This window comes from Paracoccus binzhouensis (assembly GCF_016446475.1).
In the GTDB taxonomy this organism is placed as follows: Bacteria; Pseudomonadota; Alphaproteobacteria; order Rhodobacterales; family Rhodobacteraceae; genus Paracoccus; species Paracoccus binzhouensis.
Genome location: NZ_JAEHFP010000108.1, coordinates 1 through 14448, shown reverse-complemented (window position 1 = coordinate 14448; position 14448 = coordinate 1). Strand labels below are relative to the sequence as shown.

The 14448-nt window shown below is 68.5% G+C and carries 19 protein-coding genes; 11 read left to right on the top strand and 8 right to left on the bottom strand.

From position 1 onward, the window contains the following. The 3 genes from I9P22_RS19265 to aat all read left to right on the top strand — a co-directional run. Positions 1-319 (top strand): acetyl-CoA carboxylase biotin carboxyl carrier protein (locus I9P22_RS19265; RefSeq protein WP_332909045.1); only part of this gene is annotated, 319 nt, incomplete at its 5' end. Between the two features lie 7 nt (positions 320-326). Then, entirely contained in the window at positions 327-1676 is a 1350-nt protein-coding gene (accC, locus tag I9P22_RS19260) for an acetyl-CoA carboxylase biotin carboxylase subunit (protein ID WP_199261222.1), read from the top strand. A gap of 38 nt (positions 1677-1714) precedes the next feature. Further along, a complete protein-coding gene (gene aat / locus I9P22_RS19255) occupies positions 1715-2353 on the top strand; it encodes a leucyl/phenylalanyl-tRNA--protein transferase (protein ID WP_199261220.1) in 639 nt (212 codons plus the stop codon). Here aat and I9P22_RS19250 read toward each other — a convergent pair. The 5 genes from I9P22_RS19250 to I9P22_RS19230 form a co-directional block, all read right to left on the bottom strand. Next, positions 2317-2820, bottom strand: coding sequence for a DUF2155 domain-containing protein (locus tag I9P22_RS19250; protein WP_199261218.1), 504 nt, complete (start codon positions 2818-2820; stop codon positions 2317-2319). The genes aat and I9P22_RS19250 overlap by 37 nt on opposite strands. Then, a complete protein-coding gene (gene mlaD, locus I9P22_RS19245) occupies positions 2817-3284 on the bottom strand; it encodes an outer membrane lipid asymmetry maintenance protein MlaD (RefSeq protein ID WP_199261216.1) in 468 nt (155 codons plus the stop codon). The genes I9P22_RS19250 and mlaD overlap by 4 nt, the downstream gene beginning before the upstream one ends. Positions 3285-3288: 4 nt before the next feature. Continuing rightward, complete coding sequence (locus I9P22_RS19240) at positions 3289-3663, bottom strand: NADH:ubiquinone oxidoreductase subunit NDUFA12 (RefSeq protein WP_199261214.1); 375 nt, start codon at positions 3661-3663, stop codon at positions 3289-3291. Positions 3664-4130: 467 nt separating this feature from the next. Then, positions 4131-5396 carry an ATP-dependent Clp protease ATP-binding subunit ClpX gene (gene clpX, locus I9P22_RS19235; protein ID WP_199261212.1) on the bottom strand — a complete coding sequence of 422 codons (1266 nt, stop codon included), beginning with the start codon at positions 5394-5396 and terminating at the stop codon, positions 4131-4133. A gap of 162 nt (positions 5397-5558) precedes the next feature. Further along, positions 5559-6188, bottom strand: a complete 630-nt coding sequence (locus I9P22_RS19230; RefSeq protein ID WP_199261210.1) for an ATP-dependent Clp protease proteolytic subunit — start codon at positions 6186-6188, stop codon at positions 5559-5561. Between the two features lie 196 nt (positions 6189-6384). On the opposite strand from I9P22_RS19230, the gene pth reads away from it, so the two are divergent. Genes pth through I9P22_RS19215 form a run of 3 tightly spaced genes read left to right on the top strand, consistent with a single transcriptional unit; the run spans position 6385 to position 8525 of the window. Further along, positions 6385-7107: an aminoacyl-tRNA hydrolase gene (pth, locus tag I9P22_RS19225; protein WP_199261208.1), complete on the top strand. Its 723-nt coding sequence runs from the start codon at positions 6385-6387 to the stop codon at positions 7105-7107. After that, complete coding sequence (locus I9P22_RS19220; RefSeq protein ID WP_199261206.1) at positions 7107-8147, top strand: DUF2332 domain-containing protein; 1041 nt, start codon at positions 7107-7109, stop codon at positions 8145-8147. The genes pth and I9P22_RS19220 overlap by 1 nt, the downstream gene beginning before the upstream one ends. 3 nt (positions 8148-8150) lie before the next feature. Beyond that, a complete protein-coding gene (locus I9P22_RS19215) occupies positions 8151-8525 on the top strand; it encodes a DUF2237 family protein (protein ID WP_199261204.1) in 375 nt (124 codons plus the stop codon). On the opposite strand, the gene I9P22_RS19210 is transcribed toward I9P22_RS19215, so the two are convergent. Continuing rightward, on the bottom strand, positions 8522-8881 hold the full coding sequence (locus I9P22_RS19210) for a YigZ family protein (RefSeq protein ID WP_199261202.1): 360 nt from the start codon (positions 8879-8881) through the stop codon (positions 8522-8524). The two genes, I9P22_RS19215 and I9P22_RS19210, sit on opposite strands and share 4 nt — an antisense overlap. After that, positions 8878-9300, bottom strand: a complete 423-nt coding sequence (locus I9P22_RS19205; protein ID WP_199261224.1) for a Fur family transcriptional regulator — start codon at positions 9298-9300, stop codon at positions 8878-8880. The genes I9P22_RS19210 and I9P22_RS19205 overlap by 4 nt, the downstream gene beginning before the upstream one ends. Positions 9301-9424: 124 nt before the next feature. Between I9P22_RS19205 and I9P22_RS19200 the strand changes: the two genes are divergently transcribed. From I9P22_RS19200 to I9P22_RS19185, 4 genes are read left to right on the top strand one after another with little or no spacing between them, the layout of a single operon-like run. Continuing rightward, the gene (locus I9P22_RS19200; protein WP_199261200.1) at positions 9425-10339 is read left to right on the top strand and encodes a metal ABC transporter substrate-binding protein; all 915 of its coding nucleotides are present in this window, start codon (positions 9425-9427) and stop codon (positions 10337-10339) included. Further along, positions 10332-11201 carry a manganese/iron ABC transporter ATP-binding protein gene (locus tag I9P22_RS19195; protein ID WP_199261198.1) on the top strand — a complete coding sequence of 290 codons (870 nt, stop codon included), beginning with the start codon at positions 10332-10334 and terminating at the stop codon, positions 11199-11201. The genes I9P22_RS19200 and I9P22_RS19195 overlap by 8 nt, the downstream gene beginning before the upstream one ends. Beyond that, positions 11198-12058: a metal ABC transporter permease gene (locus I9P22_RS19190; RefSeq protein WP_199261197.1), complete on the top strand. Its 861-nt coding sequence runs from the start codon at positions 11198-11200 to the stop codon at positions 12056-12058. The genes I9P22_RS19195 and I9P22_RS19190 overlap by 4 nt, the downstream gene beginning before the upstream one ends. Then, entirely contained in the window at positions 12058-12903 is an 846-nt protein-coding gene (locus tag I9P22_RS19185; RefSeq protein WP_199261196.1) for a metal ABC transporter permease, read from the top strand. The genes I9P22_RS19190 and I9P22_RS19185 overlap by 1 nt, the downstream gene beginning before the upstream one ends. Here I9P22_RS19185 and I9P22_RS19180 read toward each other — a convergent pair. Continuing rightward, positions 12900-13649 (bottom strand): SDR family oxidoreductase, encoded by a 750-nt coding sequence (locus I9P22_RS19180; RefSeq protein ID WP_199261195.1) that lies wholly within the window; start codon positions 13647-13649, stop codon positions 12900-12902. The two genes, I9P22_RS19185 and I9P22_RS19180, sit on opposite strands and share 4 nt — an antisense overlap. A gap of 210 nt (positions 13650-13859) precedes the next feature. Here I9P22_RS19180 and I9P22_RS19175 point away from each other — a divergent pair. Then, positions 13860-14448: VIT1/CCC1 transporter family protein (locus I9P22_RS19175; protein WP_199261194.1), on the top strand; the 589-nt coding region annotated here is incomplete at its 3' end.

Sequence of the window (14448 nt, the reverse complement as noted above, 5' to 3'; positions counted from 1 at the left end):
TGCCCCGGCCCCGGCTCTGGCGCCCCAGGTCGCCGCGCCCGCCCCGGTCGCCGCCCCGGCCGGCGGCGACGACCTGGCCAGCCTGCCCGGCATCGTCACCTCGCCCATGGTCGGCACCGCCTATCTGGCGCCCGAGCCCGGCGCCGCCCCCTTCGTCGCCATCGGCCAGCAGGTCAAGGAAGGCGAGACGCTGATGATCGTCGAGGCGATGAAGACCATGAACCACATCCCCGCGCCGCGCTCGGGCACCGTCAAGCGCATCCTGGTCGACGACGGCAGCCCGGTCGAGTTCGGCGCCCCCCTGATGGTCGTCGAGTGAGGCGGGGATGTTCGACAAGATCCTGATCGCCAATCGCGGCGAGATCGCGCTGCGCGTGGTCCGCGCCTGCCGCGAGATGGGCATCGCCTCGGTCGCGGTGCATTCCACCGCCGATGCCGATGCCATGCATGTGCGCATGGCCGACGAATCCGTCTGCATCGGCCCGCCGCCCTCGACCGACAGCTACCTGTCGATGCCAGCCATCATCTCGGCCTGCGAGATCACCGGCGCCCAGGCCATCCATCCCGGCTATGGCTTCCTGTCGGAAAACGCCGGCTTCGTGCAGATGGTCGAGGATCACGGCATCACCTTCATCGGCCCCTCGGCCGAGCATATCCGCGTCATGGGCGACAAGATCACCGCCAAGGAGACCGCGAAATCGCTGGGCATCCCGGTGGTGCCCGGCTCGGACGGCGGCGTGCCGGACGTGGCCTCGGCCAAGGCCGTGGCGGCCAGGATCGGCTATCCGGTCATCATCAAGGCCACTGCCGGCGGCGGCGGGCGCGGCATGAAGGTGGCGCTGGACGAGGCGGCGCTGGAGAACGCCTTCCGCACCGCGCGGGCCGAGTCCAAGGCCGCCTTCGGCAATGACGAGGTCTATATCGAGAAATACCTGCAGCGCCCGCGCCATATCGAGATCCAGGTCTTCGGCGACGGCCGCGGCCGCGCGGTGCACCTGGGCGAGCGTGACTGTTCCCTGCAGCGCCGCCACCAGAAGGTGCTGGAAGAGGCCCCCGGCCCGATCATCACTCCCGAGCAGCGCGCCCGCATCGGCGGCATCTGCGCCAATGCCATGGCCAAGCTCGGCTATCGCGGCGCCGGCACCATCGAGTTCCTGTTCGAGGATGGCGAGTTCTACTTCATCGAGATGAACACCCGCCTGCAGGTCGAGCATCCGGTGACCGAGGCGATCTTCGATGTCGACCTGGTGCGCCAGCAGATCCTGGTCGCCTCGGGCGAGGAGATGGAGTTCCGCCAGGAGGAGCTGCAGATCCGCGGCCATGCCATCGAGGTGCGGATCAATGCCGAGAAACTGCCGAACTTCACCCCCTCGCCGGGCACGATCACCCAGTATCACGCACCGGGCGGCCTGGGTGTGCGGATGGACAGTGCCATCTATGACGGCTATCGCATCCCGCCCTATTACGACAGCCTGATCGGCAAGCTGATCGTGCATGGCCGCGACCGACCCGAGGCGCTGGCGCGGCTGCATCGCGCGCTTGGCGAGCTGATCGTGGACGGGGTGGACACCACCGTGCCGCTGTTTCGCGCCCTGATCGAGAATCCCGACATCCAGAGCGGCGACTATTCGATCCACTGGCTGGAACGCTGGCTGGCAGAGATGGCCGCCGCCTGAGCCATGCTGGTGCGGCCGGCACGACCCGGGGGCCGCGCATGAGCGGCGGCCTGACGGCCGAACGGATGCTGGCCGCCTATGCGCAGGGCGTGTTCCCGATGGCGCAATCCGCCACGGACCCGCAGCTCTACTGGTTCGACCCGGCGCTGCGCGGCATCCTGCCGGTGGGCGGGGTGCATGTGTCGCGCTCGATGCGGCGCTTCCTGCGGCATTGCGACTGGCGGGCCAGCATCGACCGCGACTTTACCGGCACGGTGCTGGGCTGCGCCGATCGCGAGGAAACCTGGATCAACAAGCCGCTTTTCGCGCTTTACCGCGAGCTGCACCGCATGGGCCATGCCCATTCGCTGGAAATCCATGCCGGCGAGGAGCTGATCGGCGGCATGTTCGGCCTGACCCTGGGCGGGGCCTTCTTCGCCGAAAGCATGTTTTCGCGGCGCAGCAATGCCTCGAAGGCAGCGATGATCTGGATGTCAGCGCATCTGGCGCGCTGCGGCTTCATGCTGTGGGATACGCAATATCCCAACCCCCACCTGGCCTCGATGGGCGGGCTGACCATTCCCAAGGTGGAATATCGCCGCCGCCTTGCCGCGGCGCTGCGGGTCCGGGCCGATATCCGGGCGCATCCCCTGCCCGACCCTCAGGCCCTGTTGCAGGACAGCACCCAGACGTCATAGCGGGAATCGTCCAGCGCCGAGAGCGCGGGGGACGACGCGATCATCCAACCCGAAAACAGCCGGGCATTGGCGCGCCGGTCGATGATCGTCAGCTCGGCATAGGCGTCCGAGCTGGGATCGGCGGCCGGATAGCGGCATTCGGCCAGGCTGACTTCGAGCCGGCCGAACGCGACGGTCTGCCCGACCGCCAGGTCGAAATCCTCGGTCCGGCCGGTGATCTTGTCGAGCCCGCGCAGCTGCGCACCGTTGCCGCGCGCGGTTTCCGGTCCGCGGGCGGCTTCGGCGGCACGCTGGCGCTCGGCGGCCGAGGGCTCGGCCGGGACCACCGCATCGGGATCGTCGCTGAAGGCCGGGTCGACCATCAGCTGCTGGTCCTCGGCCGGCGGCTCCTCCTCCTGCGCCAGGGCCGGGAAGGCAGAGGCGGTCAGCATCAGGCACAGCCAGGCCCGGGCCAGAAAATCGGTCATTTGCCCTCCTCCGCGCTTTGCGAATCCACGAACTTCATCATCAGCGAGATCAGGCTGACGGCGCCCTGCACGTCCTCGATCTCGTCGCCGGGCTGCAGGTCGTCCGGCGCGCCGCCCGGCTGCAGCTCGATATAGGCGCCGCCCAGCAGCCCGTCCGACTGGATCAGCGCGGCGCTGTCGCTGGGCAGGCGGATCCGGGCCGGCAGCTGCAGCCTGGCCTCGGCGTAATAGGTCTGCGGGTTCAGCTCGACCGCCGAGACGCGGCCGACCCGCACGCCCGCAACCCGGACCTCGGTGCCGACCTCGATGCCGTCGACATTCGGAAAGGCCGCGCGCAATTCATAGCCGCCACCCAGCCGGGCGGTGAGCGGACTGCCCGAGGTGGACCAGGCCAGGAAGCCGGCAGCGACGGCCAGAACGGCCGCGCCAACCCAAAGCTCGGCCCGTTCTGCGGCGCTGTTCACGGACTTACTCGGGCTGCCAGGCGTCGTAATCGCGCCGCTCGACCGGCTCGGCGCGATAGAGCGAGCCCGCCGGGTGATAGGCGGCCCCGGTGCCGGTCTGGTTCGGCTCATGCGGCTTTTCCCAGGACTTGCGGGCCAGCGGCGCGCGGGTCGGCGGCTCCTTGTAGGTGTGGTGCAGCCAGCCGTGCCATTCCGGCGAGACGCGGCTCGCCTCGGCCTCGCCGTTATAGATGACCCAGCGGCGCTTGCCACCGCCCGACTGGTAATAGATGTTGCCCTGATCGTCCTCGCCGACCTTCTCGCCATAGAGCCTGGTCCAGACCTGGGTGTTCAGGGTCTGGCTGTTCCACCAGGTCAGGATGCGAAGCAGAAGCGACATGGGTCAGAACCTCTTCATACGGGTGTCGGCCGAGATATGGCGCAACTCGCGCCGAAGGTCCAGAGAAGCATGACGAAACCTTTCGCGAGCGCGGCGCCGGGCCGCAGTTCATGCCGCCCCGTCCACCCCATCGCGGCGGAGGCGCACGGAAGGGGCATGTCCGATAAAGCTTGTGCCGCGACGGGGCGGACGAGAAAAGAGCCACCGCGGGATGCGGCAGGACAAGCCGGAGCCAAGGCTTGCCGAGCGGGTCCATTTCCCGGCGAAGGAGGCTTGCAAGGCACGGCGGCAACCGGAAAGCGAGCCGCTGCGGGAATGCGGCAGGACCACCGGGAATGCGAAACAGGCCCCTGGCAATGCCAAAGGGCCATCGGCTCACCGCGACGGCCCTTTTTGCCCTGTCGATCCCGCGGCACCGGCCGGTTGCGGACCGGGTGCTGGGACGGACCGAAGACCCGGCGGCCGGATCAACCGGCGGTCGCGGTTTCCTTCTTGGAATCGGTGTGGATCAGCAAGGGCTTGGCGGCGGGATTCTCGACCGCTTCCTCGTTGACCACCACCTCGGCGACGCTGTCCATGCCCGGCAGTTCGAACATGGTGTCCAGCAGGATGTCCTCCATGATCGAGCGCAGTCCGCGCGCGCCGGTCTTGCGCTTGATGGCGCGCTTGGCAATGGCGGTCAGCGCATCCTCGGTGAAGGTCAGCTTGACGTTCTCCAGCTCGAACAGCCGCTGATACTGCTTGACCAGCGCGTTCTTGGGCTGGGTCAGGATGGTGATCAGCGCCGCCTCGTCCAGGTCGCCCAGCGTGGCGATGACCGGCAGGCGTCCGACGAATTCCGGGATCAGGCCGAATTTCAGCAGATCCTCGGGCTCCAGCTGCTTGAAAAGCTCGCCCACGCCCTTGTCGTCGTTTTCCTTGACCGAGGCGCCGAAGCCCATCGCCGTGCCCTTGTTGCGCTGCGCGATGATCCGGTCGAGCCCGGCGAAGGCGCCGCCGCAGATGAACAGGATGTTGGTCGTGTCCACCTGCAGGAATTCCTGCTGCGGATGCTTGCGGCCGCCCTGCGGCGGCACGCTGGCAACCGTGCCCTCCATGATCTTCAGAAGCGCCTGCTGCACCCCCTCGCCCGAAACGTCGCGGGTGATCGAGGGATTGTCGGATTTGCGGGTGATCTTGTCGACCTCGTCGATATAGACGATGCCGCGCTGCGCCCGCTCGACGTTGTATTCGCTGGCCTGCAGCAGCTTCAGGATGATGTTTTCCACGTCCTCGCCGACATAGCCGGCCTCGGTCAGCGTGGTCGCATCGGCCATGGTGAAGGGCACGTCGAGGATGCGCGCCAGGGTCTGCGCCAGCAGCGTCTTGCCGCAGCCGGTCGGGCCGATCAGCAGGATGTTCGACTTGGCCAGCTCGATATCGGTCTTGGAGCTGTGGTTCAGCCGCTTGTAATGGTTGTGCACCGCCACCGAGAGCACGCGCTTGGCATGTTCCTGGCCGATGACGTAATCGTCCAGCACGGCGCAGATCTCGCGCGGGCTGGGCACGCCGTCGCCGGATTTCAGCGCCGAGGACTTGGTCTCCTCGCGGATGATGTCCATGCAGAGTTCGACGCATTCGTCGCAGATGAACACGGTCGGACCGGCAATCAGCTTGCGCACCTCATGCTGGCTCTTGCCGCAGAAGCTGCAGTAGAGCGTGTTCTTGCTGTCGCCGCCGGTCGGATTGGCCATCAGTTGATCCTCGTATTGTCCCGGAGGCCCGGCAGAAGCGCCGGACGACCGCCTGTTTCGGGCGTGGCCGGACCACGCCATGCGTCAGCGGACATGTTACGGGCCACCCCGGCCCGTCACAATCCCCAAAACGTCAGGCCCGGCCGCTTCCCGCAGCCGTGATCACTTGTCGGGTTCGGCCTTGCCGCGCGCCTCGAGGATCTCGTCGATCAGGCCCCATTCCTTGGCCTCCTCGGGCGACATGAAGCGGTCGCGCTCCAGCGCCTCCTCGACCTCCTGCAGCGTCCGACCGGTATGCCTGACATAGATCTCGTTCAGCCGGCGCTTGAGCTTTTCGGTCTCGCGCGCATGGATCAGGATGTCGGTCGCCTGGCCCTGGAAGCCGCCCGAGGGCTGGTGCACCATGATGCGCGAATTCGGCAGCGAGAAGCGGTGCCCCGGCTGGCCGGCGCAGAGCAGCAGCGAGCCCATCGAGGCCGCCTGCCCCACCACCAGCGTCGAGACGCGCGGCTTGATGTATTGCATCGTGTCATAGATCGACAGGCCCGCGGTCACCACGCCGCCGGGGCTGTTAATATACATGCTGATGTCCTTGGTCGGGTTCTCCGCCTCGAGGAACAGGAGCTGCGCCGAGATCAGCGTCGCCATGCCGTCGTGCACGGGCCCGGACAGGAAGATGATCCGCTCCTTCAGCAGGCGCGAGAAGATGTCATAGGCGCGTTCGCCCCGGCTGGTCTGTTCGACGACCATGGGGACGAGCGTGTTCATGTAGAATTCTGCCGGATCGTGCATGTCTGTCCTTGCTTTTGTCCCTGCCTGGCCTTGCCCGTTTCGCGATTCGACCCAAGGGCGCGGTCGCCCTGGACCGCTCTTAGACGCGAAAGGTTGAGAGAGTCTTAGTAACGCCAGCCCGCGAGGACAAGAGAGCGATAAAATTTGCCCCTTCCCCGAGCCGCCGGTAATCTGGCGCCAAGCCACGGAGAAACGCATGAAACTGATCGTCGGCCTGGGCAATCCGGGCGCGAAATACGCAGCCAACCGGCATAACGTGGGCTTCATGGCGGTGGACCGCATGGCCGCGGACCACGGCTTCACCCCCTGGCGCAGCCGCTTTCAGGGCGAGGCAGCCGAGGGCCGGCTGGGCGAGGAACGGGTCACGCTGCTGAAACCCGCGACCTTCATGAACCTGTCGGGCCAGTCGGTGGGCGAGGCGATGCGCTACCTGAAGCTTACGCCCCAGGACGTGATCGTGCTGCATGACGAGCTGGACCTGGCGCCGGGCAAGGTGCGGCTCAAGACCGGCGGCGGCCATGCCGGGCATAACGGCCTGCGCTCGATCCACCAGCATATCGGCGAGGGCTATCGCCGGCTGCGCATCGGCATCGGCCATCCCGGCCACAAGGACCGCGTCGCGGCCTATGTGCTGTCGGATTTCGCCAAGGCCGAGGAGGCCGGGCTGGACGACCTGCTGCGCGGCATCTCGGACGGCGCGGCGGCACTGGCGGCAGGCGATGACGCGCGGGTGATGAATGCGGTGGCGGCGCGGGTCTCGCCGCCCCGCAACAGCGGCACCCGGCCGGGCGGGCCGGGCGATGCGCCCGCCGCGAAACCCGGCCCGAGATCCGGCCCGAAACCCGCCGCGGCCGAAGCGCCGCCCGAGCCGCCGAGCTTCGCCGACCGGCTGCGCGCACTTGGCGACAGGTTCCGCTGATGGCCTGGCAGGAGGCATTCGCGCATCAGACCCGCGCCTGCCGCGAGCTCGGCTCGGGGTTGACGGCGCGGATCTGCGAGGCGCTGACCCGCATCATCGCCGCCGACCAGGGGCCGGTCGGGCGGCGGGTCAAGTCCTGGCCGGGCGATCCGGCCGTGGGCGCGGATTCGCTGCCGCTGCGGCTTTGCGGGGCGCTGCATGCGCTGGTGCTGTCGGGGCGCGCGCCCGAACTGGCGCGGGCCTATGCCATGGGCGGCGGCATGCAGCTTGATCGCGATATTCACCAGGTAATCCAATCTAATGACCGCTATATCCTCGACTGGATCGAGCTTGCGCCGCAGACCAACGAGGTCGGCCGCTCGGCGGTGCTGATCGCGGCGGTGCGTTTCCTGGCCCGGCTGCTTCCCGAAGCCCGGTTCGACCTGCTGGAACTGGGAGCGAGCGCTGGACTCAACCTGAACTTTCGACTCTACAGCCTTGCAGATGAACAAGGTTTCTTTCCAGACGGAGCTGTGTCGCAGGTGCGGCTGATGCCGCGTTGGCGGGGCACGCCGCCGCCGGCCGCCACGCTGCCGGTCGGAGAGGCGCGCGGCGTCGATCTGAACCCGCTCGATCCGGCGGCGGACGGGTTCAGGCTGATGGCCTATGTCTGGCCGGACCAGCAGGACCGGCTGGCGCGGCTGCGCGCGGCTTTCGCGGTCGCCGCCGCGCACCCGCCTTGCGTCGAGCGGGGCGATGCCGGCGACTGGCTCGAATCGCGGCTGGCCGAGGCCGGCGCGCATGGCCGGCTGGTCTATCACACCGTCGCCGCGCAATATTTCCCGCAAGCCACCCGCGACCGTATCGAGGCGGCGCTGCGACAGGCCGGCGCCCGCGCCGATGCCGCGCATCCGCTGGCGCATTTCGCCATGGAGAACGACGGGGGCGAGGGCGCCGGGCTGCACCTGCGGCTCTGGGCCGGGGGTGCCATGCGGGCCTGGGACCTGGGGCGAGCGGATTTCCATGCCCGCTGGATCGACTGGCAGCCAAGGGAGGTCTGAAAGATGGACGCGGCACTCAATGTCCTGGGCGGCCGGCTCGAGACCTGTTCGACCGCGCCGCTGACCGGCTTCTTCCGCGACGGCTGCTGCAATACCGGCCCCGAGGATGCCGGCCGGCATACCGTCTGCGTCGTCGTCACCGCCGAATTCCTGGCATTGTCGAAATACCTGGGCAACGACCTGAGCACGCCGCGACCCGAGTTCCGCTTTCCGGGGCTGAAGCCCGGCGACCGCTGGTGTCTCTGCGCCGCGCGCTTCCTGCAGGCGGCGCAGGAATTCGCCGCGCCCCAGGTGGTGCTGGAGGCCACCCATGCCCGCACGCTGGAGATCGTGCCGCTGGCGCTGCTGCGCGCCCATGCCGTCAACCCCGAGGACTAGCGCCCGGTCTGCGCCAGGTAGTGCCGCACCGCATCGACGACATGCCGGAAACGGTCGCCGCCCAGGTGCTTGCCGCCATACCAGCGGGTGACGATCACCACATGGTCGGTCAGCCCGGCGCGTTCCAGCATCTGCAGGATGATCTGGCCGGCGCCGCTTTCGCCATCGTCGTCGCGCAGCGCCTCGCCCGACAGGATCGCCGCCCAGCTGTTATGCGTGGCCTTGGCGAAACGCTTGTTGCGCCGCAGTTCGGCCAGCAGCGCCTCGGCCTCGGCGCGGGTCCGCGCCGGCCCGCCCGACACCGCGTAGCGCGAGCCGCGGTCCGAGATGATCTTGTCGAAGACGGTCAGGCTCATCGGCGGCGCCGGACGTAAAGCTCCAGCCGGTGGCGGACGATCTCGTAGCCCATCTCGGCGGCGATCTCGGCCTGCAGCCGCTCGATGCGCTCGTTGACGAATTCCATCACCTCGCCGGTCTCGACGTCGATCATGTGGTCGTGATGGGTGCCGTCGGCGGGTTCGAACCGGGCCGGCTCGCCCTCGAATTCCAGTTTCTGGATCACGCCCTGCGCCTCGAGCGCGGAAAGCGTGCGATAGACCGTCGCCAGCGACACCCCCGCCCCCGCCGCCGTCGCCCGCTGATGCAGCTGCGTGGCGTCGGGATGGTCCTCGGCCGCCGCCAGCACCCGCAGCAGCGCGGCGCGCTGACGGGTGATGCGCACGCCGGCACGGCGCAGCGCATCCTCGAAGGATTGGGCGCGGGTCTCGATCTCCATTTGGTCTTCTGGCTCCATGCGGTTTTCTGGCCCAGATGCGAAGAAATTGCAACTGGCTTGACAGTTGAGAATCATTCGCAGATAACACCAGCAAGACGAGACCCCGAAGCGGAAGAATCGGACCATGAAGCGCAGAACTTTCCTGACCACGACCCTGACCGGGCTTGCCGGACTGGCCGCCCCCGCCCTCGCCCCCGGACTTGCACGGGCGCAGGCCGGCCGGCTCAAGGTGGCGACGACATTCACCATCATCGCCGACATGGCGCGCAACGTGGCGGGCGACCGGGCCGAGGTGGTCTCGATCACCAAGCCGGGGGCCGAGATCCACAATTACGAACCCACCCCCAGCGACCTGATCGGCGCCCGCGACGCCAGCCTGATCCTGCGCAACGGCCTGAACCTGGAGCTGTGGTTCGAGCAGTTCCTGCGCAATCTGGGCGACCTGCCCTCGGCCACCCTGACCGAGGGGATCGAGCCGATGCCGATCTCGGGCGGGCATTACGACGGCAAGCCCAACCCGCATGCCTGGATGGGGCTGGATACGGCGCTGGTCTATGTGGACAACATCGCCGCCGCGCTGTCCAAGGCCGATCCCGAGGGCACGGGCAGCTATCGCGCCAATGCCGGCCGCTACAAGGGCCAGATCGCGCAGACCATCGGCCCGCTGCGCGAGGCGGCCCGGGCCCTGCCCGAGGAACGGCGCTGGCTGGTGACCTCGGAGGGGGCCTTCTCTTACCTGGCGCGCGATTTCCACCTTAACGAGCTGTTCCTGTGGCCGATCAACGCCGATGCCCAGGGCACGCCGCAGCAGGTGCGCCGCGTGGTCGATGCGATCAAGCAGCACCGGATCCCGGTGGTGTTCTCGGAAAGCACCGTCTCGGACCGCCCGGCCCGGCAGATCGCCGCCGAGACCGGGGCGCGCTATGGCGGCGTGCTTTACGTCGACAGCCTGTCCGAGCCGGACGGGCCGGTGCCGACCTATCTGGACCTGCTGCGCGTGACATCCGAGACCATCGTCAAGGGGCTCTCCGATGCCTGACGCCCCCGGCATCGAGGTATCCAACCTGACGGTGGCCTATCGCAACGGCTTCACCGCACTGCGCGATGCCAGCTTCTCGGTGCCGCAAGCCTCGGTCACGGCGCTGGTGGGGGTGAACGGCTCGGGGAAATCCACGCTGTTCAAGGCGCTGATGGGCTTCGTGCCGGCCGCCGCCGGCAAGGTTCGGGTGCTGGGCCTGACCGTGCCGCAGGCGCTGCGCCAGAACCTGATCGCCTATGTCCCGCAGGCCGAGGAGGTGGACTGGACCTTTCCGGTGCTGGTCGAGGACGTGGTGATGATGGGCCGCTACGGCCATATGGGCTTTCTGCGCCGCGCCCGGGCCGAGGACCGCCGCGCCGTGGACGAGGCGCTGGCCCGGGTGAACATGCAGGACTTCCGCCACCGCCAGATCGGCGAGCTGTCGGGCGGCCAGAAGAAGCGCGTCTTCCTGGCCCGCGCGCTCGCGCAGGGCGCCAAGGTCATCCTGCTGGACGAGCCCTTCACCGGCGTCGACGTCAAGACCGAATCCGCCATCATCGCGCTGTTACAGCAGATGCGGGAGGAGGGGCGGGTCATGCTGGTCTCGACCCACGACCTCGGCTCGGTGCCGGAATATTGCGACCGGGTGGTGCTGGTGAAGAACACCGTGCTGGCCCATGGCCCGACGGCCGAGGTCTTTACCCCCGACAACCTGCGCCTGGCCTTCGGCGGCGTGTTGCGGCATTTCGTGCTGGGCGGGCGGCACCTGCATGACGACGACGACCCGCGCGCGCTGACCGTGCTGTCGGATGACGAGCGGCCGCTGGTCTTCTACGACGACAGGCAGCGCAGCGCCCGCGAGGAAGAGGCGGCACCGAAATGATCCGCACGCTGCTGGTGCCCTTCGAATACGACTACATGACCGATGCGATCTGGGTCTCGGCGCTGGTCGGCGGGGTCTGCGCCTTCCTGTCGGCCTATCTGATGCTCAAGGGCTGGTCGCTGATCGGCGACGCGCTGTCGCATTCCATCGTGCCGGGCGTGGCCGGCGCCTATATGCTGGGCCTGCCCTTCGCCCTGGGGGCGTTCCTTTCGGGCGGGCTGGCGGCGCTGGCCATGCTGTTTTTGAACAAGCGCAGCGGATTGCGCGAGGACGCGATCATCGGCCTGATCTTCACCGGCTTCTTCGGGCTGGGGCTGTTCATGGTCTCGCTCAATCCGATGGCGGTCAGCGTGCAGACCATCACCATGGGCAACATCCTGGCGATCACGCCGGGCGACACGCTGCAGCTGGCGCTGATCGGCGGCATCTCGCTGCTGATCCTGGCGGCAAAATGGCGCGACCTGATGGTGGTGTTCTTCGACGAGAGCCATGCCCGCACCGTCGGGCTGAACCCGCAGGCGCTGAAGGTGCTGTTCTTCACCCTGCTTTCGGCCTGCACGGTGGCGGCCATGCAGACCGTCGGCGCCTTCCTGGTGGTGGCGCTGGTGGTGACGCCGGGGGCCACCGCCTATCTGCTGACCGACCGCTTTCCACGGCTGATCCTGATCTCGGTGGCCATCGGCTCGACCACCTCGGCGCTGGGGGCCTATGTGTCGTTCTTCCTGGACGGCGCGACGGGCGGGGTGATCGTCTGCCTGCAGACGCTGATCTTCCTGGCCGTCTTCCTGCTGGCGCCCAAGCACGGCCTGCTCGCCGCCCGCCGCCGGGCCCGCGAGGCGCTGGAGGAGATCGCGTGATGGACTGGCTGCTGATGCCGTTTTCCTTTCCCTTCATGCGCGACGCGGCGCTGATCGGGCTGATGATCGCCCTGCCCGCCGGGCTTCTGTCCTGCTTCCTGGTGCTCAAGGGCTGGTCGCTGATGGGCGATGCGGTCAGCCATGCGGTGCTGCCGGGCGTGGTGCTGGCCCATGTCGCCGGCCTGCCGCTGATCCTGGGCGCCTTCGTGGCCGGGCTGGGCTGCGCCATGCTGTCGGGCTGGCTGCAGGGCAACAGCCGGGTCAAGGCCGACACGGTGCTGGGCGTGGTCATGTCAGGCATGTTCGGGCTGGGAGTGGTGCTTTACACCGCGATCCGGACCGATCTGCACCTGGATCACATCCTGTTCGGCAACATGCTGGGCGTCGGCCCCGAGGATCTGCGACTGGCCGGCGGCATCTCGGCCGTGGTCGGGCTGGCGCTGGTGCTGAAATGGCGCGATTTCGCGCTTCTGGCCTTCGACCCGGTGCAGGCGCGGGTCTCGGGGCTGGCGCTGGCCGTGCTGAACTACGGCCTGCTTGCCATGATCTCGGCCACCGTCGTCGCCATGCTCAGCGCGGTCGGCATCATCCTGGCCGTGGCGCTGCTGATCGCGCCGGGGGCGGTCGCCTTCCTGGCCACGCGGCGGCTGCCCGCCATGCTGGCCACCGCGGTCGGCGTCGCGGCCTTCGCGGCGGTCAGCGGGGTCTGGGCCAGCTTCTGGCTGAACAGCGCGCCCGCACCGACCATCGTGCTGGTGCTGACGGCGCTGTTCGTGCTGGCCTTCCTGTGGCGCAGCATCGCCACGCGGCGGGCGCAGGGCGCGGCTGCCCCGGCGGCGGACTAGATCGTCCGCCCGCCATCGACCTCGAGGATGACGCCGGTGATGAAATCGGCCTCGTCCGAGGCGAGGTAGAGCGCCGCGTTGGCGATGTCGCGCGGCTTCGACAACCGCCCCAGCGGGATGGTGGCGATGAAGCGGGCCCGGTTCTCGCGCGTGTCCTCGCAGCCCATGAACTGCTCGAGCATCCCGGTCTCGCCCATCACCGGGGCGATGCCGTTCACCCGGATGCCGTCCGGGGCCAGCTCGACCGCCAGGCTGCGGGTCATGGTGTTCACCGCCCCTTTCGAGGAATTGTACCAGGTCAGGCCCGGCCGCGGCCGGATGCCCGCGGTCGAGCCGACATTGATCATCACGCCGCTGCCGCGCTCGCGCCAATAGGGCACCACGGCATGGGTCATGTGAAAGATCGACAGCACGTTGACCTCGTAGATCTTGCGGAAGGCCGCCTCGTCGGTGGCCAGCAGCGGCCCGTTCGGCGTGGTCCAGCCGGCATTGTTCACCACGATGTCGAGCCCGCCGAAGGCCTCGCGTGCCCGGGCGGCAGCGGCGGCGATCTGTTCGGCCTTGCTGACGTCGCAGGCGATGGCGATGGCCGGGGCGCCGATGTCCGCCGCCGCGGCCTCGGCCGCCTCGAGGTTGATGTCCAGCAGCGCGACCCTGGCGCCCTCGCGCGCGAAGGTCTCGGCGATGCCGCGCCCGAAGCCCGAGCCTGCGCCGGTGACCAAAGCCGTCTTGCCCTGAAGTCGCATGAAATCCCCCTGTGCAAAACCATGCGTGATGAAGTCCGGCGCCGGAATGCAACCCTCCCGCGGCCATGGCCGGCCGGGTTCTGCCGCATCGTCGCCCTTGTTTCGGCGGGATTCGCCTGCCCGCAGCCTGACCGCCCCCGGCGCGAGACGCAAGGCTTGCAAATGCCGCCCCTGCCGTTAAGCTGGCGGCAAAAACCAGACGAGGAAGCGATGACACCGAAACCCAGCGCCCACCCCGACGATCCGCATTACGTCAGCCGCATGGGCTGGCTGCGCGCATCCGTGCTGGGGGCGAATGACGGCATCGTTTCGGTCGGCGCGCTGATCGTGGGCGTCGCCGCCGCCGCTCCGGGGCGCGAGGCGGTGCTGATCGCCGGGCTGGCCGGTCTGGTGGCCGGGGCGCTGTCGATGGCCATGGGCGAATATGTCTCGGTCAGCTCGCAATCGGATACCGAGCGCGCCGACATCGCCCGCGAAAGCGCGGCGCTGAGACAGATGCCCGAGGATGAGCTGCACGAGTTGGCCGCGATCTACGAATCGCGGGGCATGACCCCCGGCACGGCGCTGCAGGCGGCGCGCGAGGTGACCGAGCAGGACGCGCTGGCCGCGCATCTGCGCGACGAGCTGGGGCTCAGCGAAGCCTCGGCCGCCAATCCGCTGCAGGCGGCGCTGGCTTCGGCCGCGACCTTCAGCCTGGCGGCGGCGGTGCCGCTGCTGGCGGCGGTCTTCGCGCCGGGCGGCGCGGTGATCGCCGCGGTGCTGGCGGCGGTGGTGCTGGCGCTGGCGGTGCTGGGGGCGC